Origin of the sequence: Synechococcus sp. R50.1 (assembly GCF_047462115.1) — a bacterium.
In the GTDB taxonomy this organism is placed as follows: Bacteria; Cyanobacteriota; Cyanobacteriia; order Thermostichales; family Thermostichaceae; genus Thermostichus.
Map to the genome: position 1 here is coordinate 42,930 of NZ_JANSIN010000003.1, position 18,427 is coordinate 61,356.

The 18,427-nt window shown below is 58.0% G+C and carries 18 protein-coding genes; 6 read left to right on the forward strand and 12 right to left on the reverse strand.

Annotation, left to right across the window (positions count from 1 at the left end; translation table 11 throughout):
• Window positions 1-34 precede the first annotated feature (34 nt).
• Window positions 35-484 carry a plastocyanin/azurin family copper-binding protein gene (locus NW870_RS01585; protein WP_414356592.1) on the reverse strand — a complete coding sequence of 150 codons (450 nt, stop codon included), beginning with the start codon at window positions 482-484 and terminating at the stop codon, window positions 35-37.
• Between the two features lie 105 nt (window positions 485-589).
• Window positions 590-1,312: a 4'-phosphopantetheinyl transferase family protein gene (locus NW870_RS01590; protein WP_414373558.1), complete on the reverse strand. Its 723-nt coding sequence runs from the start codon at window positions 1,310-1,312 to the stop codon at window positions 590-592.
• 25 nt (window positions 1,313-1,337) lie between these two features.
• Here NW870_RS01590 and NW870_RS01595 point away from each other — a divergent pair, with 25 nt between their 5' ends.
• Together NW870_RS01595 and htpG are read left to right on the forward strand one after the other, a co-directional pair.
• Window positions 1,338-2,801, forward strand: a complete 1,464-nt coding sequence (locus NW870_RS01595; RefSeq protein WP_414373560.1) for an LCP family protein — start codon at window positions 1,338-1,340, stop codon at window positions 2,799-2,801.
• Between the two features lie 107 nt (window positions 2,802-2,908).
• Window positions 2,909-4,768: a molecular chaperone HtpG gene (gene htpG, locus NW870_RS01600; RefSeq protein ID WP_414373562.1), complete on the forward strand. Its 1,860-nt coding sequence runs from the start codon at window positions 2,909-2,911 to the stop codon at window positions 4,766-4,768.
• On the opposite strand, the gene ribH is transcribed toward htpG, so the two are convergent.
• Window positions 4,762-5,346, reverse strand: coding sequence for a 6,7-dimethyl-8-ribityllumazine synthase (gene ribH / locus NW870_RS01605; RefSeq protein WP_414349754.1), 585 nt, complete (start codon window positions 5,344-5,346; stop codon window positions 4,762-4,764). The genes htpG and ribH overlap by 7 nt on opposite strands.
• A 368-nt stretch (window positions 5,347-5,714) precedes the next feature.
• Between ribH and glnT the strand changes: the two genes are divergently transcribed.
• Window positions 5,715-7,013 (forward strand): type III glutamate--ammonia ligase, encoded by a 1,299-nt coding sequence (glnT, locus tag NW870_RS01610; RefSeq protein ID WP_414373563.1) that lies wholly within the window; start codon window positions 5,715-5,717, stop codon window positions 7,011-7,013.
• A 63-nt stretch (window positions 7,014-7,076) separates the two neighbouring features.
• Here glnT and NW870_RS01615 read toward each other — a convergent pair whose 3' ends face one another.
• The 5 genes from NW870_RS01615 to NW870_RS01635 form a co-directional block, all read right to left on the reverse strand.
• Window positions 7,077-7,943, reverse strand: coding sequence for a shikimate dehydrogenase (locus NW870_RS01615; protein WP_414356614.1), 867 nt, complete (start codon window positions 7,941-7,943; stop codon window positions 7,077-7,079).
• A 45-nt stretch (window positions 7,944-7,988) separates the two neighbouring features.
• Window positions 7,989-8,492: a hypothetical protein gene (locus NW870_RS01620; protein ID WP_414344808.1), complete on the reverse strand. Its 504-nt coding sequence runs from the start codon at window positions 8,490-8,492 to the stop codon at window positions 7,989-7,991.
• A 47-nt stretch (window positions 8,493-8,539) separates the two neighbouring features.
• Window positions 8,540-9,730, reverse strand: coding sequence for a response regulator (locus tag NW870_RS01625; protein WP_414356583.1), 1,191 nt, complete (start codon window positions 9,728-9,730; stop codon window positions 8,540-8,542).
• Between the two features lie 393 nt (window positions 9,731-10,123).
• Window positions 10,124-10,870: an SIMPL domain-containing protein gene (locus tag NW870_RS01630; RefSeq protein WP_414373565.1), complete on the reverse strand. Its 747-nt coding sequence runs from the start codon at window positions 10,868-10,870 to the stop codon at window positions 10,124-10,126.
• A 30-nt stretch (window positions 10,871-10,900) separates the two neighbouring features.
• Entirely contained in the window at window positions 10,901-11,212 is a 312-nt protein-coding gene (locus tag NW870_RS01635) for a hypothetical protein (RefSeq protein WP_414373568.1), read from the reverse strand.
• Between the two features lie 201 nt (window positions 11,213-11,413).
• On the opposite strand from NW870_RS01635, the gene NW870_RS01640 reads away from it, so the two are divergent.
• The 3 genes from NW870_RS01640 (at window position 11,414) to NW870_RS01650 (ending at window position 13,359) form a co-directional block, all read left to right on the forward strand.
• Window positions 11,414-11,689, forward strand: coding sequence for a DUF4404 family protein (locus NW870_RS01640; protein WP_011432644.1), 276 nt, complete (start codon window positions 11,414-11,416; stop codon window positions 11,687-11,689).
• A gap of 78 nt (window positions 11,690-11,767) precedes the next feature.
• Window positions 11,768-13,078: a glutamate-1-semialdehyde 2,1-aminomutase gene (hemL, locus tag NW870_RS01645; RefSeq protein WP_011432645.1), complete on the forward strand. Its 1,311-nt coding sequence runs from the start codon at window positions 11,768-11,770 to the stop codon at window positions 13,076-13,078.
• A 38-nt stretch (window positions 13,079-13,116) separates the two neighbouring features.
• Complete coding sequence (locus NW870_RS01650) at window positions 13,117-13,359, forward strand: hypothetical protein (RefSeq protein ID WP_414373570.1); 243 nt, start codon at window positions 13,117-13,119, stop codon at window positions 13,357-13,359.
• On the opposite strand, the gene NW870_RS01655 is transcribed toward NW870_RS01650, so the two are convergent.
• The 4 genes from NW870_RS01655 to NW870_RS01670 all read right to left on the reverse strand — a co-directional run bounded on the left by NW870_RS01655 (window position 13,356) and on the right by NW870_RS01670 (window position 18,427).
• On the reverse strand, window positions 13,356-14,756 hold the full coding sequence (locus NW870_RS01655) for a ferredoxin:protochlorophyllide reductase (ATP-dependent) subunit N (RefSeq protein ID WP_414373572.1): 1,401 nt from the start codon (window positions 14,754-14,756) through the stop codon (window positions 13,356-13,358). The genes NW870_RS01650 and NW870_RS01655 overlap by 4 nt on opposite strands.
• 40 nt (window positions 14,757-14,796) lie before the next feature.
• Window positions 14,797-15,774, reverse strand: a complete 978-nt coding sequence (locus NW870_RS01660; RefSeq protein ID WP_414349746.1) for a protochlorophyllide reductase — start codon at window positions 15,772-15,774, stop codon at window positions 14,797-14,799.
• A gap of 158 nt (window positions 15,775-15,932) precedes the next feature.
• The gene (gene bchL, locus NW870_RS01665) at window positions 15,933-16,769 is read right to left on the reverse strand and encodes a ferredoxin:protochlorophyllide reductase (ATP-dependent) iron-sulfur ATP-binding protein (RefSeq protein ID WP_041437180.1); all 837 of its coding nucleotides are present in this window, start codon (window positions 16,767-16,769) and stop codon (window positions 15,933-15,935) included.
• A 371-nt stretch (window positions 16,770-17,140) separates the two neighbouring features.
• Window positions 17,141-18,427 (reverse strand): recombinase family protein, encoded by a 1,287-nt coding sequence (locus NW870_RS01670; RefSeq protein ID WP_414373573.1) that lies wholly within the window; start codon window positions 18,425-18,427, stop codon window positions 17,141-17,143.

The following is an 18,427-nucleotide window of genomic DNA, read 5'->3' on the forward strand; positions in this document are numbered from 1 at the left end:
TCCCCTTTTGGCCGGGTAGCCCAGGAAGAGGATCTCAATCGCCGATGGTAATCTGCCCCACCATACCTGCTTCTGCATGGCCGGGAATGGTGCAAACCAAAGCGTAGACTCCAGATTTCAGGGGAATAAATTGCCACTCCACCGAAGCGCCTGGCTTCAGTTCCAATTCTCGGATCTGGCCCTTGATTTCCACACCGGCCACTTCCAACTTACGGGTCCAAACGGCATCGGCAAAATCTTTGGCGCTGAAATAATGTTTCAATTGGCTGGGGTTGCTCAGGCGAAGACGGTAGAGGCTGCCGTTGTGAAAAGACAGTTCCTTGGGCGCAAACACCAACTGATTGTCGGCAGTACCCAACTCAATAACCTTCTCCTGCGGCGTTTGTCTGGAGAGATCCCGCGCCCATACCGGATGCGGGATCCCAATCATGAGAACCGATAGCCAAATTCCCAACACCAGGAAACGACAGAACCTGCTTAACATGGCAACACCATGGAATCAAAAACTCTCTCCCGCTGAGGGGAGTAGCTTGGAAACTCAAGATAGCAGCTCGAGCGGTGGGTGGAGAGATTTTGCCGCTGCGGCTGTCTAGCCCTCTACATCCGTGTAGAGCCGCACAGTTAGGGCTTCCCCTCCGTCTTCGGGTATTTCGCCCCTCATTTCAAGGGCTACCGCAGCGACGTAGCCACCGGCAACCTGAAGCGGTAAGGTCACCCAGCGGGAGTCCTCGCCCAAAGCTGCAGAGCCGGCCAGACCTCTGCCCGTTCCCTTCAGGAGTGCCTCTTTTTGTGTCCACATTTGGAAGAAGAGGGCATCTCGCTCTGGAGCTGGACAGTTGGCCAAACGGACTTGCTCAGCAGCCGAAAAATAGCGTTGGGCGATGCGCTGCCAGCGGAGCACAGGTCGAACCCATTCCAGATCCACTCCAATGCGGTATTGCCATCTCAGGCCGATCAGGACGCGCTCGTGGGAGTGGCTGAGGTTAAACTGCAGCGGCAGGGGTGGATCCCGCCAGTAGGGTTTGCCGGTAGAACTGTGGTCGAGGGGGATCGCCTGGGGTGGAATGCCGCTGTAGCGGCTGAGCAAGCTCCGCAACCCAAGACGACCGGCCAGAAAGCGGCACCGATCCGCCGGCAGTTGTAAACGCTCTGCCCGCCGACGTTCCTCAGGAGAAAGAAAGTCGAGCTGGGGGAGCAACTTCTCCAACGGGGGGACTGTCTGCAGCCAAAGGTGCGCCTCCGACTTCCCCAACAACGGCTGCAGGGATCCCCCTGTGGCGACTGCTACCTCGCTGAAGTTGGATCCAGGCAACTCTGAAAACTGAGGATGGGATAACATGGCCTTGAATTGGTGGGGCTGGCAACACCACCCAGACAGTACACCCTTTCCTGTACGCGCTCGCGAGACCTGGTCTGACCTGATGCCCTCCTTCCACTATCCCCCCCGTCCTGACCGTGTCCGCGCAGCTCGTCAGCAGGCTATTCGTCAGGGGATCCTCTGGCTGTTGTTGGGGTTCACGGCTGTGTTGGCGGGTTCTGCCGGTGCCCTCCTGGCCGTGATGTTGCCCCGTCAGGTGATCCCAACTTCCCTCACTCCTGCAGAACAAGAAGCCTTCCGTCCTGATGCCTTACGGGCTGCGGCTCTGGATCGCTCGTTGCATATCCTCATTCTCGGCACGGACAACCCGGATCCCAGCCTGGTCACAGAACGGGATCGCCTCAACACCCGCACCGACACCATTCTCTTGGCCCGCTTTGATCCCCAGGCGCGGCGGATTACCGTTTTGTCCATCCCCCGCGACACTCGTGTGCGCTTGCCTGGCTTTGGTGTGGCCAAGATCAATGCTGCCAACTTGGCAGGGGGCCCGGCGCTGGCGGCCCAGGTGGTCAGCCACTTGATGGGTGGGATCCCGATTGACCGCTACATTCGCCTCAATACCGATGCTCTGGAAGAGCTGATCGATGCGGTGGGCGGCGTGGAAATCTACGTGCCGGAACCGATGCAATACGTGGATCACACCCAGCAGTTGTTCATCCACCTGGAACCCGGCTGGCAACGCCTCAACGGAGAACAAGCCCACCACTTTGCCCGCTTTCGCCGCGATCACCTGGGATTGGGGGATATCGGTCGGGTGCAACGGCAACAGGAATTGCTGCGGGCCTTGAGCCGGGAACTGCTCTCCCCTGCTGTCTGGCCGCGGATCCCAAAGATTTTGCAGGTTATCCGCACCAACCTCGATACCAACCTCACCTGGGAAGAGGTTCTGAGCTTGGCCAAGTTTGTCCTCACCTCTGGGGGCGATCGCATCGACCTGGTGCTGCTGCCGGGCCGCTTCAGCCAGCCGGGAGAATTCTCCACCAGCTACTGGCTGCCGGATCCAGCCGGGATCCGACGGGTGGCCGTCTCCCACTTTGGCCTGGAGGCAGAGGTAGCCCGCATTCCTCCACACCGCCTGCGCATAGCCGTGCAAAACGCAACCGGAGAGCCGGGGATGGCCCGCCGTATGGTGCAAGAATTGGTGAGGCAAGGATACGTCCATGCTTTTGCTGTGGAAGACAGCACCCAGGTGCTGCAGCAAACGGAGATCCTCGCCCAGAGCGGGGATCGGGAGGGGGCTAAACAGATCCGCGCCGCCATTGGCCTGGGAGAAGTGCGGGTAGAATCTACTGGCGTTCTCAACTCCGATGTCACCATTCGAGTCGGCCAAGATTGGGCTCAACAGTTGGCTTTGGATGAAGCACTCCGCACCACTGATGGGAACGGCCAAGCCCAAGCTCCGCCCGGAGCCGCTCAGCTCTAGAGAGCCGGTTCGGTTGCGAGTGCGGATTTCCGAAAAAGAGCCTGCTTGTCGGGGACTTTTCGGTCTCTGTAGATTAGCACTGAGCTTGTTTGAGTGCTGAGCCACCTATGACCGTGCTGGAACAGGGATCCATCACCATCCACACCGAGAACATCTTTCCCATCATCAAGCAGTCTCTCTACTCGGATCGAGAGATCTTCTTGCGGGAGCTGATCTCCAATGCTGCTGATGCCATCACCAAGCTGAAGATGGCCAGCCTTGCCGGCGAAGTGGCAGATCTCCCAGAGCCGGAGATCACGATTGCCCTCAACAAGGAGGCCAAGACCTTAGCGGTGGCCGATAACGGCATTGGCATGACTGCCGAGGAAGTGAAAAAATACATCAACCAGGTGGCTTTTTCCAGCGCTGAAGAGTTCATTCAAAAGTACAAGGGCAAAGACGCAGAGCAAGCAATCATTGGCCACTTTGGTCTAGGATTCTACTCCTCTTTTATGGTGTCGCAGCGGGTGGAGATCGACACCCTCTCCTATCGGCCCGGCAGCACGCCGGTAAAGTGGGCTTGTGACGGTACCACTACTTTTACCCTCTCCGATTCCGAGCGCTCCAGCATCGGCACCACCGTTACCCTTTACATCACCCCCGAAAACGAAGAATACCTGGAGCCAAGCCGCATTCGGGAATTGGTTCGTAAATACTGCGATTTCATCCCCGTTCCCATCAAGTTAAACGGGGAAGTGATCAACAAGCAAAAGCCCCTGTGGAGAACCTCACCTTCCGAACTCAAAGATGAGGATTACCTAGAGTTTTATCGCTACCTCTACCCCTTCCAAGAGGATCCCCATTTCTGGGTGCACATCAACACCGACTATCCCTTCATCGTGCAAGGGATCCTCTATTTTCCCAAGTTGCGCCCAGATATTGATCCCACCAAGGGTCAAGTCAAGCTGTTCTGCAACCAAGTCTTTGTCCAAGATAACTGTGAGGAAGTCATCCCCAAGTTTCTCCTGCCTCTGCGGGGGGCCATCGACAGTCCGGATATTCCCCTCAACGTCTCTCGCAGCTTCTTGCAAAATGACCGCACCGTAAGACGCATTGGGGATCACGTTGCCAAAAAGGTGGCGGATCGTCTCAATGAACTATACAGGGAAGATTACGAAAAATACGTCAAGGTCTGGCCCGACATCAGCCTCTTTATGAAGTTTGGGGCGATGAACAACGACAAGTTCTTTGCCCAGATTAAGGATATTCTCATTTTCCGAGTGGCCGGATCCCCTGCTGACAAACCCGAATATGTGACCCTGAAAGCGTACCTGGAGCGCACCCGCGACAAGCAAAACAAGCGAGTTTACTACGCCACCGATGAGGCTGCCCAGAGTGCCTACATCGATCTCCACCGCTCTCAAGGACTGGAAGTGATCATGCTGGATAGCTGGATCGACAGCCACTTCAGCAGCTTTTTGGAGCGGGAATACAAAGAAGAAGGGATCCAATTTAAGCGGGTGGACTCTGAGCTGGATGAAACGCTGGTGGATAAAGACAAAGCCGCCGAAATTGTTGACCCGGTAACGCAAAAAACCCGCAGCCAAAAGTTGGTCGATCTCTTCCGACAAGCCCTGGGCAAAGACAAGTTGCAGATCCAAGCAGAAGCCCTTAAATCGGAGTCGGTTCCGGCCATGATCTTGCTGCCGGAGACGCTGCGGCGCCTGCAGGAGCTCAACGCCGTCATCCAGCAAAAGCCGCTGGAGTTTCTGGAAGAGCACACCCTGGTTCTGAACACGGCCCATCCCCTCATCCAAAACCTGCAGTCTCTTGCCGATCAGGGTCGGGATCCCGACTTGGTTCACCTCATCTGCAATCACATCTACGATCTGGCTTTGATTACCCAGAAAAGCTTTGACCCGGCAGCCGCGCGGGCCTTTGTGCAGCGCTCCAACGAAGTGCTGACTCGGCTCACCCGCCCTCAATAGGCAGCGCTGTCCAGGGTAGACTGCAGGGCTTCCGCTCCACCGGGCAGAGACGGACGGGATCCGGCCCCGTTGCCGCTGTGGCCGTAGCTGCCTTGGAGCACGGGGGCAACTTGGCGCATCAGCGTCGCCATCTCCAGGGCACTCATGGCGTATTCCCAACCTTTGTTGCTCTTGACCCCGGCCCGCTCCAGAGCCTGCTGCAGGGTATCGGCGGTGAGGATCCCGAAAATAACCGGCACGCCGGTACGAAATCCTGCCGCCGCAATGCCCTTGGAGACCTCCGCTGCCACATAGTCGAAGTGGGGAGTTTGCCCGCGAATCACTGCCCCCAGACAGATGATGGCATCATAACGGCGAGATTGGGCCAGTTGGTGAGCCAGCAAAGGCACCTCAAAACTGCCGGGCACCCAGTAGTAGTCCACTTGCTTGCTCTCCGGGCCGACATCCACACCATGCCGCTTCAGCGCGTCCTGGCACCCTTCTAACAATTTGCCGGTGATCAGGTCGTTAAACCGACTGATGACGATGGCTAGACGCAGATCCTCCGTCTGAACAAAATTGCCCTCGTAAACTGCCATCTACGCTGCTCCAGATCTACCCAAGAGAAGAACAAGCGGAAAACCACGCTCTCCCATCCTAATTCACTGAGGGAGCCACGGCGCAGACGCCCCGGCCTTCATGCCCAGAGGTACTGCTCGAAACGATGGCTTGCTGGCCCTCTTGGCATTCAACTTCCACCCCGCCTTGGCAACCATCTGGGCTGACTCAAAAGCGGGAAGGAACATCAACGGGTAATTGTTGGCCAGGGGAGAATTTTCCCATTGCTGCGCAACCCTGGGCGAATACAAATGGCGGTGTTTGTCTTCCTGGCCGTTTCTTTTGATAAAGATCTATTTTTGTGCGGAAAGACACACCTCTACCTGAGGCCAAGACCTAGCTTGGGTGCATGACACAGCCGCTTTCTGAAATTGCCCGCGCCCAAGGGATCGGCTACTTTCTGCTCTCTTTTACCGACCTGTTTGGGATCCAACGGGCCAAGCTGGTGCCTGCCTCAGCTATCGACTTCATGGCAGAGGGTCAGGCTGGATTTGCCGGGTTTGCTGCCTGGTTGGACTTGACTCCAGCGGATCCCGATGTGTTTGCCCAGCCGGAGCGCGAGCGCCTGTTTCAACTGCCCTGGCAGCCGGAAGTGGCCTGGATGCCTGCCGATCTAGTCCAGGTCAACGGGGATCCCTTGCCACAAACCCCCCGCTGGGTATTGAAGAAGGTGTTGTCCCAAGCAGAAGCTATGGGCTTTCAAGTCAAGACGGGGATCGAATGCGAGTTCATGCTTCTGTCGCCAGAAGAGTGGGCCATTTCCGATGAGCGCGACCAGCAGGCCAAGCCCTGCTATGACCAGCAAAGTTTGATGCGGCGTTTCTCGGTGATCCGGGACATCTGCGATGGCATGCAGAAGCTGGGCTGGGATCCCTATCAAAACGATCACGAAGATGCCAACGGCCAATTTGAAATGAACTGGCGGTTTGACGATGCCCTAGTTACGGCTGATCGCCACGCCTTTTTCAAATACATGGTGAAAAGCATTGCCGAAAAGCATGGCTATCGAGCTACCTTCATGCCCAAACCCTTTGCCCATCTGACGGGCAACGGCTGCCACACCCATATTTCTCTTTGGCAGGGGGAGCAAAACCTATTCGCCGATCCCCAAGGGGAATTGGGGCTTTCTCAACTGGCCTATCACTTCATCGGCGGGGTGCTGCACCATGCACCTGCTTTGTGTGCCCTCACCAACCCAACGGTCAATTCTTATCGTCGCCTCAATGCCCCTGTCACCCTCTCTGGAGCCACCTGGTCTCCCAATACGATCAGCTACAGCGGCAATAATCGCACCCACGCCATTCGGATCCCGGATGCCGGGCGGTTTGAATTGCGTTTGGCCGATGCTGCCGCCAATCCCTATCTTTTGGCTGCTGGTCTCATTGCCGCCGGTCTGGACGGGATCCAACACCAACGGGATCCTGGCCCCCGCTGCGACAACAACACCTACACGGATCCCCTCCCCAATGCCCCAACGTTGCCCGGCTCTCTGGTCGAAGCCCTCAACCACTTAGACCAAAGTACCCTGTTCCGTAGCAGGCTGGGGGATCCCTTTGTGAATGCCTACCTCAAGCTCAAACGCCAACAGTGGCAGGAATACAACCGTCAGATCACGCCCTGGGAGCGGGAAACAACCTTGGATTGCTAGCCCGGTAGTTGTTGTTATCTCATTACACCTTGAGAGAGGGCTTCCAACTGGCCTGGAGTGACCCTAAACCTGGGCCAACTGGTGTTGAGCTGCCTGCCGCATCACCTCTACTGGCACAGGCTTGCCTCCCAGCCAAAGCGATAGAGCCTTGGCCCCCTGGTGAACCAGCATCTCTAGTCCACTGATGGGGGTATGTCCCAACTCGGCGGCCATCCGCAGCAGAGGAGTGGGATCCGGCACATAGATCAGGTCGTAGACGATGGCACCCGGAGACAGCAGGCCCAGTTGCTCCCGGCTCAGGGGAGAGAGCTCCTGACCGCCAGGGGATCCCGGCTTGTGCATGCCCACGGGGGTGGTGTTGACCAAAAGCCGCGTCTGAGACAGGTAGCAATTCAACTCCGCCCAGTTCACCGTCTCCACCTGAGGCCAGGTCTGTTGCAAGGCCAGCAATGAGTTGGGGGATCGCCCCGCCACCCGCACCGGCCCCAGCCCCAACTCCAAACAGCCTTGGATGGCCGCCCGCGCTGCCCCCCCGGATCCCAGAATGAGAGTAGGGATCCCTTTTTCCAGACCCAGCAAAGGCTGCACAAAGCCATCGATATCGGTATTGGTGCCCGCCCACCCGCCCTCTGGCAAGGGGTAAACCGTATTCACCGCCCCCACCGCTGCTGCCCGCGATTCAATCTGATCGAGCAAAGGGAGAATGGCCTGTTTGTGAGGAATCGTCACATTAAACCCCCGCACCCCAATGGCCGCTAGCCCTGCCACCGCCGCCGCCAAGTGTTTTGGAGCCACCGGAAACGGCACATAGCAATAGTTTTCCCCCATAGCTGCCAAAGCAGCATTGTGCATGGCTGGGGATAAGCTGTGGGCCACCGGATCCCCGATTAGACCGAGCAATTGGGTGCTTCCCGAAATCCGACCGTCCACCGGCTCAGCCAACTCCTCAAGGGATCCCTGAAGTCACTTTAAAGACTACTGAGACTCCGACTCAACCCGCTGCAGAGTCTGCCGGTAGCGATGGCGCCAGCCGGCCAGAGATTCTTCCGAAATGTGGTCGATCAAGGTGCTCATCTCCGCCAGGATCTGGTAAACGCGGTCAAAGCTTTGTCGGGTTCGCTCTTCCTGTTCCGGTTGACGCGCCTGCACCATGTACAAGCTCATCTTGATGGTTTGCAGGCGGTTTTTGCCCAAATCTTCCAGCATTTCCCGAATTTGCCCGATTGCCTCCCGCCTCACCTGTCTCTGCCGCCGTCGCAACAGCCAAAAGAGGATCCCGTGGATAACCCCCACCAAAGTGGCGCTGACCGCCGTTGCCGTTTCTAGCGAAAAAGCGCTGCGGCTGGCCACAAAACCACTTAGCAGAATCACCCCTATTCCCACCGCTGTCAAGACTAGCTCAATGTTGTTTAGGAACCATCTTCCTGCTGGTCTCCAGATCCCAGATCCGGCCACTTGACCCTGAAGAATGCCCATCATAGCCTTTTGCACCTCCCTTCCGTCTCTCCCGTTCGCTCAGCCCATCGCTACCTGCTCAGCCGTCCCAAAGCCAGGCGCGGTCTTCTACGGCTCAGTTGACGCTTCAGACAAAGCTGCCGGAGTTTTCGCCGCCGCAAGCGCAAGGGTCTATGGGCCAGGGATCCCGCTGTGGACAGTTCCGGTGCAGAAGCCTGCATTTTTTGGCTGAGCTCTTGATGGTGTTGGCGGAGATCCTCAATCTGCCTGAGGCGAGTCTCCAGCTCTCGGCGCAGTTCGGCGTTTTCTTTTTCCAGACGCTGCAGGCGTTTCAGCAGCTCTGAGGACTCCGTTCCGCTGACGCGGTCGGAAACTGGGATGGGATGGGGAGCAGTCACCACCGAGCTGTGCACATTCCTGCTATCTCGCATAGCCTGGGCAGCCCGACGCAACAGAGCCACCCCCTTGGGATCATCGCTGTCCATGAGGCTGGCCGCTCCAAACTGGAGCTGCACCGGCAGCGCCCGCCCATTCACCACAAAGGGATCCTGAATCATCCGCTGACAGCAGCGTTCGGCAGCCATTTGCGCAGCAGCCAAGGTGCTCCCGGAGAGCAGAATGATAAACTGCCCCTCGTCGTAGCAAAACAGGTCGTCTCCATCGCGCAGGTTATTGGCCAAACGCTCCCTAAACAGTTTGAGCAGATCAGCCCGACCGTCAGCATCCAGCCCTTGTGCCAGAGAACCGAGGTTGGCCAAGCGCAGCACAAACAAGCTGAGGGGTTCCGATTGGGCACGGGCCTGGGCCACCCGCAGCGGCAAACGAGCCACCAAATCCTGACGGTTACCCACCTCCAAACCAATCGACTTGGGGGGAGAGGGAGGAGATTTTTGCCCAGTTTTGAGCAGATATTGCTGGCGGCGACTTTCTACAATGCGCAGCCCTGCCCGCACCCGCGTCAGCAGCTCTGCAGCCTGAAAGGGTTTGGAAAGAAACTCATCGGCGCCTGCCTCCAAAGCCCGCTCCATGCTATCGTTGCCCTCGCGGGCAGTCATAATGATGTAGTACACCCAAGCATATTCCGGCAGTTGCCGCAGTTGACGGCACAGGTCCAGGCCGTTCAGGGAGGGCATGACCCAATCGGCAATGATCAGATCTGGGGGTTGGCGGCGAATTTGCTCCAGCGCGGAGAGGCCATCCAAAGCATAAGAAATACTGCAGCCCTGCTTGCCCAAAAAGTTGGACAGCATCTCTGCCACCATGTAGCTATCATCCACGATCAGTACACGGGCTTGCAGACTGCCGTCTTGGCTTCTGCCAGAGCCGAGTTTCGCCTTCTCAGGCGCAGGAGCTGCACTAGCGCTCTCCGGTCTGGGATCCATAGACAAACTGAGGCAGGATGGCGAGAAAATCCGGGAAAGCAAACTACCCGCAACTTTCCATCGTTATTCTAATGCGGTAGCAAACAGCAGCCGCTTCCACTTTGCCGAGTTGGTTAGATGGATTGAATCACTCTTGAATCACTGAGACTTCGCTCGTCCAGAGCCGCTGTCTGTTGCTGCCCAAGGCTTGCCCTGAGTAGGAATCTTTTGGCGGGAGAGCTGAAATCTATGTGGTGAACATTTGTGAATTATTCGAGGCAGCAAAGCAGAGGCTCAGTAACGGATCTCGAGGGTGACTTGGGCGCGCACGGTTTGCTGTCCCCCCTCCACCGGTGTGGATGCCGTTTCTAGACGGGCATAGTCGGCGCGGGCAAAGGGGATCGGCGGCGGGATCATGTAGCCATCGCTCTGAATCTGGATGCGCTCGACGGAACGGATGCTCAGGTTCAAGGCCCCCAGCACATCCTGGGCTTGACGTTGGGCATCTTTCACGGCTTGGGTTAGGGCGCGGCTGCGCGCCTCCAACAGGGTGGCTTCATCGGCCCGGAAACTGACCGATTCCACCTGGGTGGCTCCGGCGGCCACAGCTTCGTCCAGCACTTGCCCGGCTCTGGCCACAGGCACCTCGAATTGCAGACTGTTTTGCCCCTGTACACCCGTTAGGCGAGGTTGGCCATCCCGGTAGTCGTATTGCGGGTAGAGGGAAATGCCGGTGGTTTGTAGAGCGCCTACTTGCAGCTCCTTGAGGCGATTGACCAGCCGCTCTGAGCGTTCTGCCACCTGTTGTTGTACCGATTGCGCCGTCTCCCCCTGGATCACCACCCCCAAGCGAATGAGGGCAATGGAGTTCTCTACAGAGACCGATCCCTGTCCTGTAACCGTCAACATTCGGGATCCCTCAGCGGGACTGGCCATCGCTCCACCTCCGGCGATTATGTTCCAACCCAACAGGGCCACCGCCAGTACCAGGCCCAGCCACGCCACCCCCTTCAGCCCTTTCCAACCCCTGATCCCGTTCATTGCTTTCCCCTTCTGTGGTTTAATCCCAGCCTACTCCCACCGCTCCTCAGCCTGATCCGACAAAAGCCCCAGCCACCAGTTCCCTAACCTCACCCAGCCGGTGCGTTCTTGCCCCCACGGATCCCGTATCCGCACACGGAATACCCGTCGATACTTGGAAGTGCTCCCGGAAAAAGGCCCCAGCCGCCAGTACCGTGCCTCCTGGCTCAAAATGGAGTAGCCATGCTTTGCCGCCCACCGCTGCAGCAGCTCTTGGCTGCGTCTTTGTTCCCAGACAAAAATTCCCATGAAAAGGGCAACAGCAACCGCTACCCATACTAGGGTCAATGCCAGCTCAGACATGGGGGTAGACAGCAAGGCTACTGCCCATCCTATGTGAGTTGCTCCAATGCTGGGATCCCCGGCTGCAAAAGTTAACCTTCGCCGCTTACCCGCTCTTAGACCCTAGATAGAGGGATCCCTGCTTCAACCCATCAGGCCGTATGATCGAGGCAGGGTGGTCAAAACTTAATTTGTTCTCAATTTGTTAAGGTCTCTTTAAGAATGGCGGAATCGAAACTGCGACAACTGCTGCGCGATCTGGATGTTGAGCTGCAAAAAACCCCTGGCCTGGACGAAAAGCAGCGGCAGCACATTGCCACCATTCGCCAGGAAGTGGAAGCGGTGCTGGCCGAGCTGGGATCCCGAACCGAGAGCAAACAGAGCCAAGGGCATAGAGATCGCATTGGAGAGGCGCTGGGCCTGTTCGAGACCTCCCATCCCAACCTCACCCTGATCCTGGAGCAGGTGATCGACACGCTGGCGGGAATGGGTTTGTAGGTTCATGGTCGGTAAAAGGGCTCACCAGAAAGCTCCCTTGCTTGCTAGCCTTGGTAATGCGTTGAAAGCTCCTGCTCTATGACCAGCACTCTCCACTCCACCTCGTTTAACACCACCCGCTCCAAGCAGGTTTTTGCCCGGGCACAAAGCCTCATGCCGGGGGGGGTTAGTTCTCCGGTACGGGCCTTCAAGTCGGTGGGCGGGGATCCCGTAGTGTTCGACCGCGTCTCAGGGGCCTACGCCTGGGATGTGGACGGCAACCAATACATCGACTACATCGGCAGTTGGGGGCCGGCGATTGTTGGCCACGCTCACCCCGAGGTCATTGAGGCTCTGCGCCGAGCTTTGGAGAAAGGCACCAGCTTCGGCGCCCCTTGCGTTCTGGAAAATGAGCTGGCGGAGCGGGTCATTGAGGCGGTGCCCAGTGTGGAGATGGTGCGCTTTGTCAATTCCGGCACCGAAGCTTGCATGGCGGTGCTGCGCTTGATGCGGGCCTATACCGGTCGGGAAAAGGTGATCAAGTTTGAGGGCTGCTACCACGGCCATGCGGATATGTTTTTGGTGAAAGCCGGTTCGGGGGTGGCCACGCTGGGCTTGCCAGACTCGCCTGGGGTGCCCAAGGCAGCTACCAGCGCTACGCTGACGGCTCCCTACAACGACCTGGAGGCAGTCAAGGCCCTGTTTGAACAGCACCCCGACTCCATTGCCGGAGTCATCCTAGAGCCGGTGGTGGGCAATGCCGGCTTCATTCCCCCTCAGCCGGGCTTTTTGGAAGGGTTGCGGGATCTCACCCAAAAGTACGGAGCCCTACTGGTATTTGATGAGGTGATGACCGGCTTTCGCATCAGCTATGGCGGTGTACAGGCCAAGTTTGGGGTCATCCCCGATTTAACGACCCTGGGCAAGGTCATCGGCGGCGGCCTGCCGGTGGGGGCCTACGGCGGTCGGCGAGAAATTATGGAAATGGTGGCTCCAGCGGGGCCGATGTATCAGGCAGGGACTCTTTCCGGCAACCCCCTGGCCATGACAGCAGGGATCCAGACGCTGGATATTTTGCGTCGTCCGGGCACCTACGAGTACCTGGAGCGGATTACCGAGAAGTTGGCGACGGGGCTATTGCAGATCGCACGGGAAACAGGGCATGAGATGTGTGGGGGCTATCTGCCCGGCATGTTTGGCTTCTTTTTTACTGCCGGCCCGGTGCGCAACTACGAAGAGGCCAAGACTTCCGATCTGCAGAAATTTGCCCGCTTCCATCGCGGCATGTTGGAGCGGGGAGTCTATCTGGCGCCCTCGCAATTTGAGGCCGGCTTCACCTCCCTGGCCCACACAGAGGCCGATGTGGAGAAAACTCTAGCCGCCGCGCGAGAGGTGTTGAGCACCCTCTGAGTCTGCAATTCACCCTCTTTCGAGGCGGGATCCCTGCTATGGCCGAGCATATCCATCGCAACTGGAGCATCACCACCCAAGCTACAGAGAAGGGGTTTATCTTTCGCTGCCGGCTGCTCCAGCAAGATGGCTCTTGCGAGTCGGAGATTGGCACCAAAGCCTACGGCTACTTTCAAAACGAGGCCGAAGCTATTCTGGCGGGCATGGTCTGGATCGACCGGCAGCAACTGCCAGATCACCTAGACGGTCTACTGTTTGACAATGAGGAGCCGGAAGGTTAGATAGGGGCTTCTTCTCGCACCAGCCGTTCCCAACCCAAGCCTTTGAGGGCTGCATTGCGCCGCAGCGGTCGGGTCACCAGCTCCAGCAGAGCTTGGGCGTTGCCGAAGCCGTGGATCTGAGCGAAGGTAAACTCCACCGACCACTTGGTGGTTATCCCGCGCGCCTCTAGGGGGTTGGCGTGGGCCATACCTGTGATCACCAGATCCGGCTGCAGGGCCTTGATGCGCTGGATTTGGTTGTAGTTATCCGGCTTTTCTACGATGGTGGGCTTGGGCACTCCCATCTCTTCGCAGGTGCGCTCCAAGAGGGCCAGCTCAGCCGCTTGGTAGCGTTTGTCCATGTAAGGGATCCCGATTTCCTGCACCGTCATGCCGCAGCGCACCAAGAAACGGGCCAGCGAGATCTCCAGCAGGTTATCGCCCATGAAGAAAACGCTTTTGCCTCGCACCAGCTCCAGATAATCCCGAACTTGGGGATGGCTCCACACTTCCGCTTCCCGCTCTGCCAAGCCTTGAGTTGGGATCCCCAATTCGCGGGCAATGGCTTCTATCCAGGCGCGGGTGCCATCCGGCCCGATGGGAAAAGGAGCGGTGATGAGCTTAGCCTTTTTACGGCGTACCAGCGTGGTGGCCGTGCGGCTGAGGAAAGGATTCACCCCCACCACGTAGGTGCCCGGCTCGATGGCCGGCAGCTCCCCATAGCGTTTGGCCGGCAACCAGCCGGAGACGCGGATCCCGTGTTTTTTCAGCTCCAGGGTGAGTTGGGTCACCACCGGATCGGGCACCGAGCCGAAGATCACCAAGGGGGGATGCTTGTGGAAGCCTTCCTCCTCTTTCTTTTTTCCGGAGCGGAGCCCGTAGAAAAGGGCCTGGAGACCCCCGCGGGTTTCCTGCTCCTCTGCCCGCACCTGCTCTGGGCAGCGCTGAGCCATCGAGGCCAAAACCGTATCTTCCCCTTGGGTAAAGGCGTAGTCGAGGCCATTGGCCCGGGCCACCACAATCGGGATCCCAATCTCCCCCTCCAGCTTCTGGGCTAGGCCCTCCAGATCCATTTTGATGATCTCGGTGGTGCAGGTGCCGATCCAGACAATCACGCTGGGATTGCGATCCCGCTGAATTTGCAGGCACAGCCGCTTCAGCTCCTCATAGTCGTTGAGCTTGGCGCTAATATCCCCCTCTTCCAGCTCCGCCATGGCATAGCGGGGCTCGGCAAAGATCATCACCCCCATGGCGTTTTGCAGAAAGTAGCCACAGGTTTTGGTGCCGATGACCAAAAAGAAGCTGTCTTCAATTTTTTGATAAAGCCAAGCTACACAGCTAATCGGGCAAAAGGTATGGTAATTGCCGGTTTCGCACTGAAAGTTAAGGGCGTTGGCACTATCCAAAGCAGCATTCATGCTCGTCTCCTAAAAACATAAAAGAAGGGAACGTTGCCAACTAGAGGGCTACCAACTGGGGCACACCCACCAATTTTTCGCTGAGATCCCAAAGCAATTTGGCCTTGGCATCGTCTGCCGCCTCGTCAGAGACTTCTTGGTTAAAGGGCTTGGCATTCTTGCGTTGCCGGTTACCCCAGCTCCAGTAGAATCCCGACCGACGAAACTCGGGATCGGCCACCACTTGGGCCACCCGCTCTCCGGCCAATTCCTGAGAAACAAATCCGCCCGTGATGTTTTTTTGAAACCAGGGGAAAAGTTTTTGAAACAGGGGATAGTGATGGCGGAACAGAGCCGTGGTGGCTACACACCCCGGATAGAGAGAGAGGAACGTGATGCCTGTGCTCTCATGGAAGCGGCGGTGTAGCTCGCGCATGGTGAGGATATTGCAGACTTTGCTGTCTTTGTAGGCTTTCACCGGATCGAATTTGCCGCCATCGGCCATGCTGATGGGATCCTTAAAGCCCTGGGCAAATCCCCGCAGATCCCCCAGGTGGGGTTGGGGTGGGATCTTACCCCCCAGCTCTTTGGGATTGTGGGTAACCGTGCCCAAGATCACCAGCCGCCGATCTGGATAGGTGGAGCGTTTCAGATCCTCCAACATCAAATGGCAGAGCAAGAAATGCCCCAGATGGTTGGTGGCCATGGTCAGCTCATATCCTTCCGGGCTGCGCAAGGGCTGCTTGAGCAAGGGCATGTAGATGGCGGCATTACAGACCAAGGCGTCCAAGGAACGGCCCCAGTTGCGGAACTGCTCGACAAACCGCCGCACGCTGGCCAAGCTGGCTAGGTCGATCTGCATCAGGGTATAGCTGCCCTGGGGGATCCCCACTTGCTGGGCCGCCCGGTAGGCTTTGTCCAGATCCCGACAGGCCATCACCACGTGCCAGCCGCGCTTGGCCAAGGCCAAAGCTGAGTATAGGCCAACACCCGAGGAAGCTCCGGTAATCACGACGGTGGGTTGCTCTTGTCCTTGCATATCCAACTCCTGTGCCATTTCCTTCCCAAAGCGGGATCCCTACAGGATCCATCTTGGGGGGGAAAGCGGATCGGACAACAAATTGATAAGGTTTGCGACGGTTTTCCGAAACAGTGGCTTCATCTTTGGACACACTGCCCAAGCCGGCAGGGGATCCCTTACACCAAGGCCAGTTGGCGGGCTGGAGTGTTGTAAAAGTCGGAGAGCAAAGCAAACAGCTCCCGATCCTCGGCAGGTTGGGGCACGATCCCTTCCGGACGGGCCAGCAGCTCATCGGCGATGTTCAGGTAGTACTGGCAGACAGGCTCCAGGCTGGGATCGGTTTCCGCCATCTCGAAGAGGGTTTTGCCCTTGACCCGCGAGACGCGAATATCTTCAATGAGGGGAAGCACCTCGATAACCGGCATGGGAACTGCCGAGACGTATTTGTCAATCAGATCCCGCTTACTGGTGCGATTGCCGATCAGCCCGGCCAACCGCAGCTTGCGGGTTTTGGCCTTTTCTCGCACCGAGGCAGCAATCCGATTGGCGGCAAACAGGGCATCAAAGCCGTTGTCGGTTACGATCAGGCAGTAGTCGGCGTAGTTGAGGGGAGCCGCAAAACCGCCGCACACCACATCCCCCAGCACATCGAAGAGGATGACATCGTACTCATCGAAGGCGTTCAGCTCCTTCAGGAGTTTGACGGTTTCCCCCACCACATAGCCGCCACAGCCGGCCCCTGCCGGGGGCCCACCCGCTTCCACGCAGTCCACGCCGCCGTAGCCGCGGTAGATCACATCTTCTGGGTAGATGTCTTCGTGGTGATAGCCCTTGGCTTCCAGGGTGTCGATGATGGTGGGGATGAGAAAGCCGGTCAGGGTGAAGGTGCTGTCGTGCTTGGGATCACAGCCAATCTGCAAGACCTTTTTGCCCCGCCTGGCCAAGGCCACCGAGATGTTGCAACTGGTGGTGGATTTGCCGATCCCACCTTTTCCGTAAACCGCCAATTTCACAGCGCGTTCCTCCATGGGGCAGACAAGGGACATTATCGGCAGCCAACCCGCCCCCTGAGAACTGTTGCGAAGGATAAAGGTGGATCCCTCAAAAAGCTAGAAGTTCCCAGATCTTGCAAATGGTCCTAAGAAAGTTCCCAGGGCTTCTCAAGTCGATTTTTGATGTTTTTCCCGATTTTAGTTTTAGATATACTTTCATCAGTGATCAAAAGAAAACAATTCCAGATGACAATTCACCCAAATCGGGAAGGATTCAGCTATGCCATGGCGCTGATCCCGTCCTCTTGGCTTGTCGCTGAGGCAGGGCTGAGTCGAGAAAGAATCAAGAATGGTCTCAATTCTCCGGGGAAGGTGGGGAGAACCCTTCACTCTCAGGGATCAAAGGCAAACGTAACTCGCACCGCTCCTGCAGAATCCACCTCGATACGGCGCAGGAATTCCCGCAGGTAGGCACGCCGTTCGGTCTCGCTGAGGTCTTGCCAGAAGGGGGGGATGGAGAGGGTTTGGATGGTCTGGGTGAGGTTGGCGGGGGGGAGTTGCTCCAGCTTTTGGGCCAAGCGGGCCGTCTCTGCTCGCAACTGGTAGCGACGCTGGGCCAGAGAGGCTTCGTCCATCAGTCCAGATTGCTGTAGCTCTTCCAATTGCCGCAGCCGCTCGGCGTTGGCCTGGATTTGGGCTTGCAGCTCTTGGCGGACTTGGGTGAGGGCTTGTCGATCCAGCGTCTGGGCGCGTTGGGGCAGTTGTTCGCACACCTGCCGGATCACCTCCTGCAGGACTTCGGTGTAGGGGAGGCTGTAGCGACAGGTTTGGCAGCGCAGATAGAGGTAGGGGGATCCGTTCTTTTTCCCCTTGCGAGGGGTGGTTTGCACAATGCGCAGAAGGCTGCCACAAGCGCAGCAATGAACCAGGCCGGCCAAAGCGCGGGGGGCGCTGGCGCTGCGACGCGGGATCCCTTGGTTGCGTTTGAGCCAGCGATCGATCTGGGCGGCTTCCGTGCGGCTGAGAAGGGCCGGGTGAGTGTCCCGCAGGGTGGTGCCGTCGGCATAGGCCAGATCCCCGCGGTATACCGGGTTGAGCAGCCAGTTGCGTCCGGTGGCCACAGAAATCCGCTTGTGGTGTTTTTCCTCCAAGAAGCGCACCGCCTGCCGCAGGGATCCGTAGAGGAGAAAGTGCTGGAAAAAATCCTGAACGATGCTGGCCTGCCGGCGATCCAGCACGTAGCGTTCCCCTTCGCGGCGGTAGCCAAAGGGGGCAGGGCCAGGGGGGGGTTTGCCCGCCAGGCGGTTTTGGGCTTGGCTGCAGCAGAGGCGGCGGCTTTGCAACTGATGGGGGATCTCGGCCAGCAGCGGGATCCAATCGGCAGCCTTGGTGGGGGTTTGCAGGCCGGATTCGGTGACCAAGCTGAGGCGGATCCCGGAGTGTTGGATTTGCAGCAGCCGCTCGTGGATTTCATCCGCCCGATCCCCCAGATCCGACAGGCGCAAGAGCAGCACTTCCTGCACCAAGCCGGCTGTGATGCGTCGGAACAGCTCCTCCAAATGAGTTCGGGATCCCCAATCGTGCAGGATGGGATCGGCCCCTCGCCCCTGGAGCCAGGCCAACTCCTGTTCCGGCAAAGGAGCATGGGAAGGCGTGTAGAGGTAGCCGCAAACGCTCAT

What these genes read in the sequence shown, in the direction of transcription:
- ribH (WP_414349754.1), bottom strand. Translation starts at nt 5,346, where the DNA reads ATGGCAGTTTACGAGGGCAATTTTGTTCAGACGGAGGATCTGCGTCTA.
- NW870_RS01650 (WP_414373570.1), top strand. Translation starts at nt 13,117, where the DNA reads ATGGCCGAGCATATCCATCGCAACTGGAGCATCACCACCCAAGCTACA.
- NW870_RS01640 (WP_011432644.1), top strand. Translation starts at nt 11,414, where the DNA reads ATGGCGGAATCGAAACTGCGACAACTGCTGCGCGATCTGGATGTTGAG.
- glnT (WP_414373563.1), top strand. Translation starts at nt 5,715, where the DNA reads ATGACACAGCCGCTTTCTGAAATTGCCCGCGCCCAAGGGATCGGCTAC.
- NW870_RS01620 (WP_414344808.1), bottom strand. Translation starts at nt 8,492, where the DNA reads ATGATGGGCATTCTTCAGGGTCAAGTGGCCGGATCTGGGATCTGGAGA.
- NW870_RS01670 (WP_414373573.1), bottom strand. Translation starts at nt 18,427, where the DNA reads ATGAGCGTTTGCGGCTACCTCTACACGCCTTCCCATGCTCCTTTGCCG.
- htpG (WP_414373562.1), top strand. Translation starts at nt 2,909, where the DNA reads ATGACCGTGCTGGAACAGGGATCCATCACCATCCACACCGAGAACATC.
- NW870_RS01630 (WP_414373565.1), bottom strand. Translation starts at nt 10,870, where the DNA reads ATGAACGGGATCAGGGGTTGGAAAGGGCTGAAGGGGGTGGCGTGGCTG.
- NW870_RS01595 (WP_414373560.1), top strand. Translation starts at nt 1,338, where the DNA reads ATGGCCTTGAATTGGTGGGGCTGGCAACACCACCCAGACAGTACACCC.
- NW870_RS01585 (WP_414356592.1), bottom strand. Translation starts at nt 484, where the DNA reads ATGTTAAGCAGGTTCTGTCGTTTCCTGGTGTTGGGAATTTGGCTATCG.
- NW870_RS01655 (WP_414373572.1), bottom strand. Translation starts at nt 14,756, where the DNA reads ATGAATGCTGCTTTGGATAGTGCCAACGCCCTTAACTTTCAGTGCGAA.
- NW870_RS01625 (WP_414356583.1), bottom strand. Translation starts at nt 9,730, where the DNA reads ATGGTGGCAGAGATGCTGTCCAACTTTTTGGGCAAGCAGGGCTGCAGT.
- NW870_RS01660 (WP_414349746.1), bottom strand. Translation starts at nt 15,774, where the DNA reads ATGCAAGGACAAGAGCAACCCACCGTCGTGATTACCGGAGCTTCCTCG.
- NW870_RS01635 (WP_414373568.1), bottom strand. Translation starts at nt 11,212, where the DNA reads ATGTCTGAGCTGGCATTGACCCTAGTATGGGTAGCGGTTGCTGTTGCC.
- hemL (WP_011432645.1), top strand. Translation starts at nt 11,768, where the DNA reads ATGACCAGCACTCTCCACTCCACCTCGTTTAACACCACCCGCTCCAAG.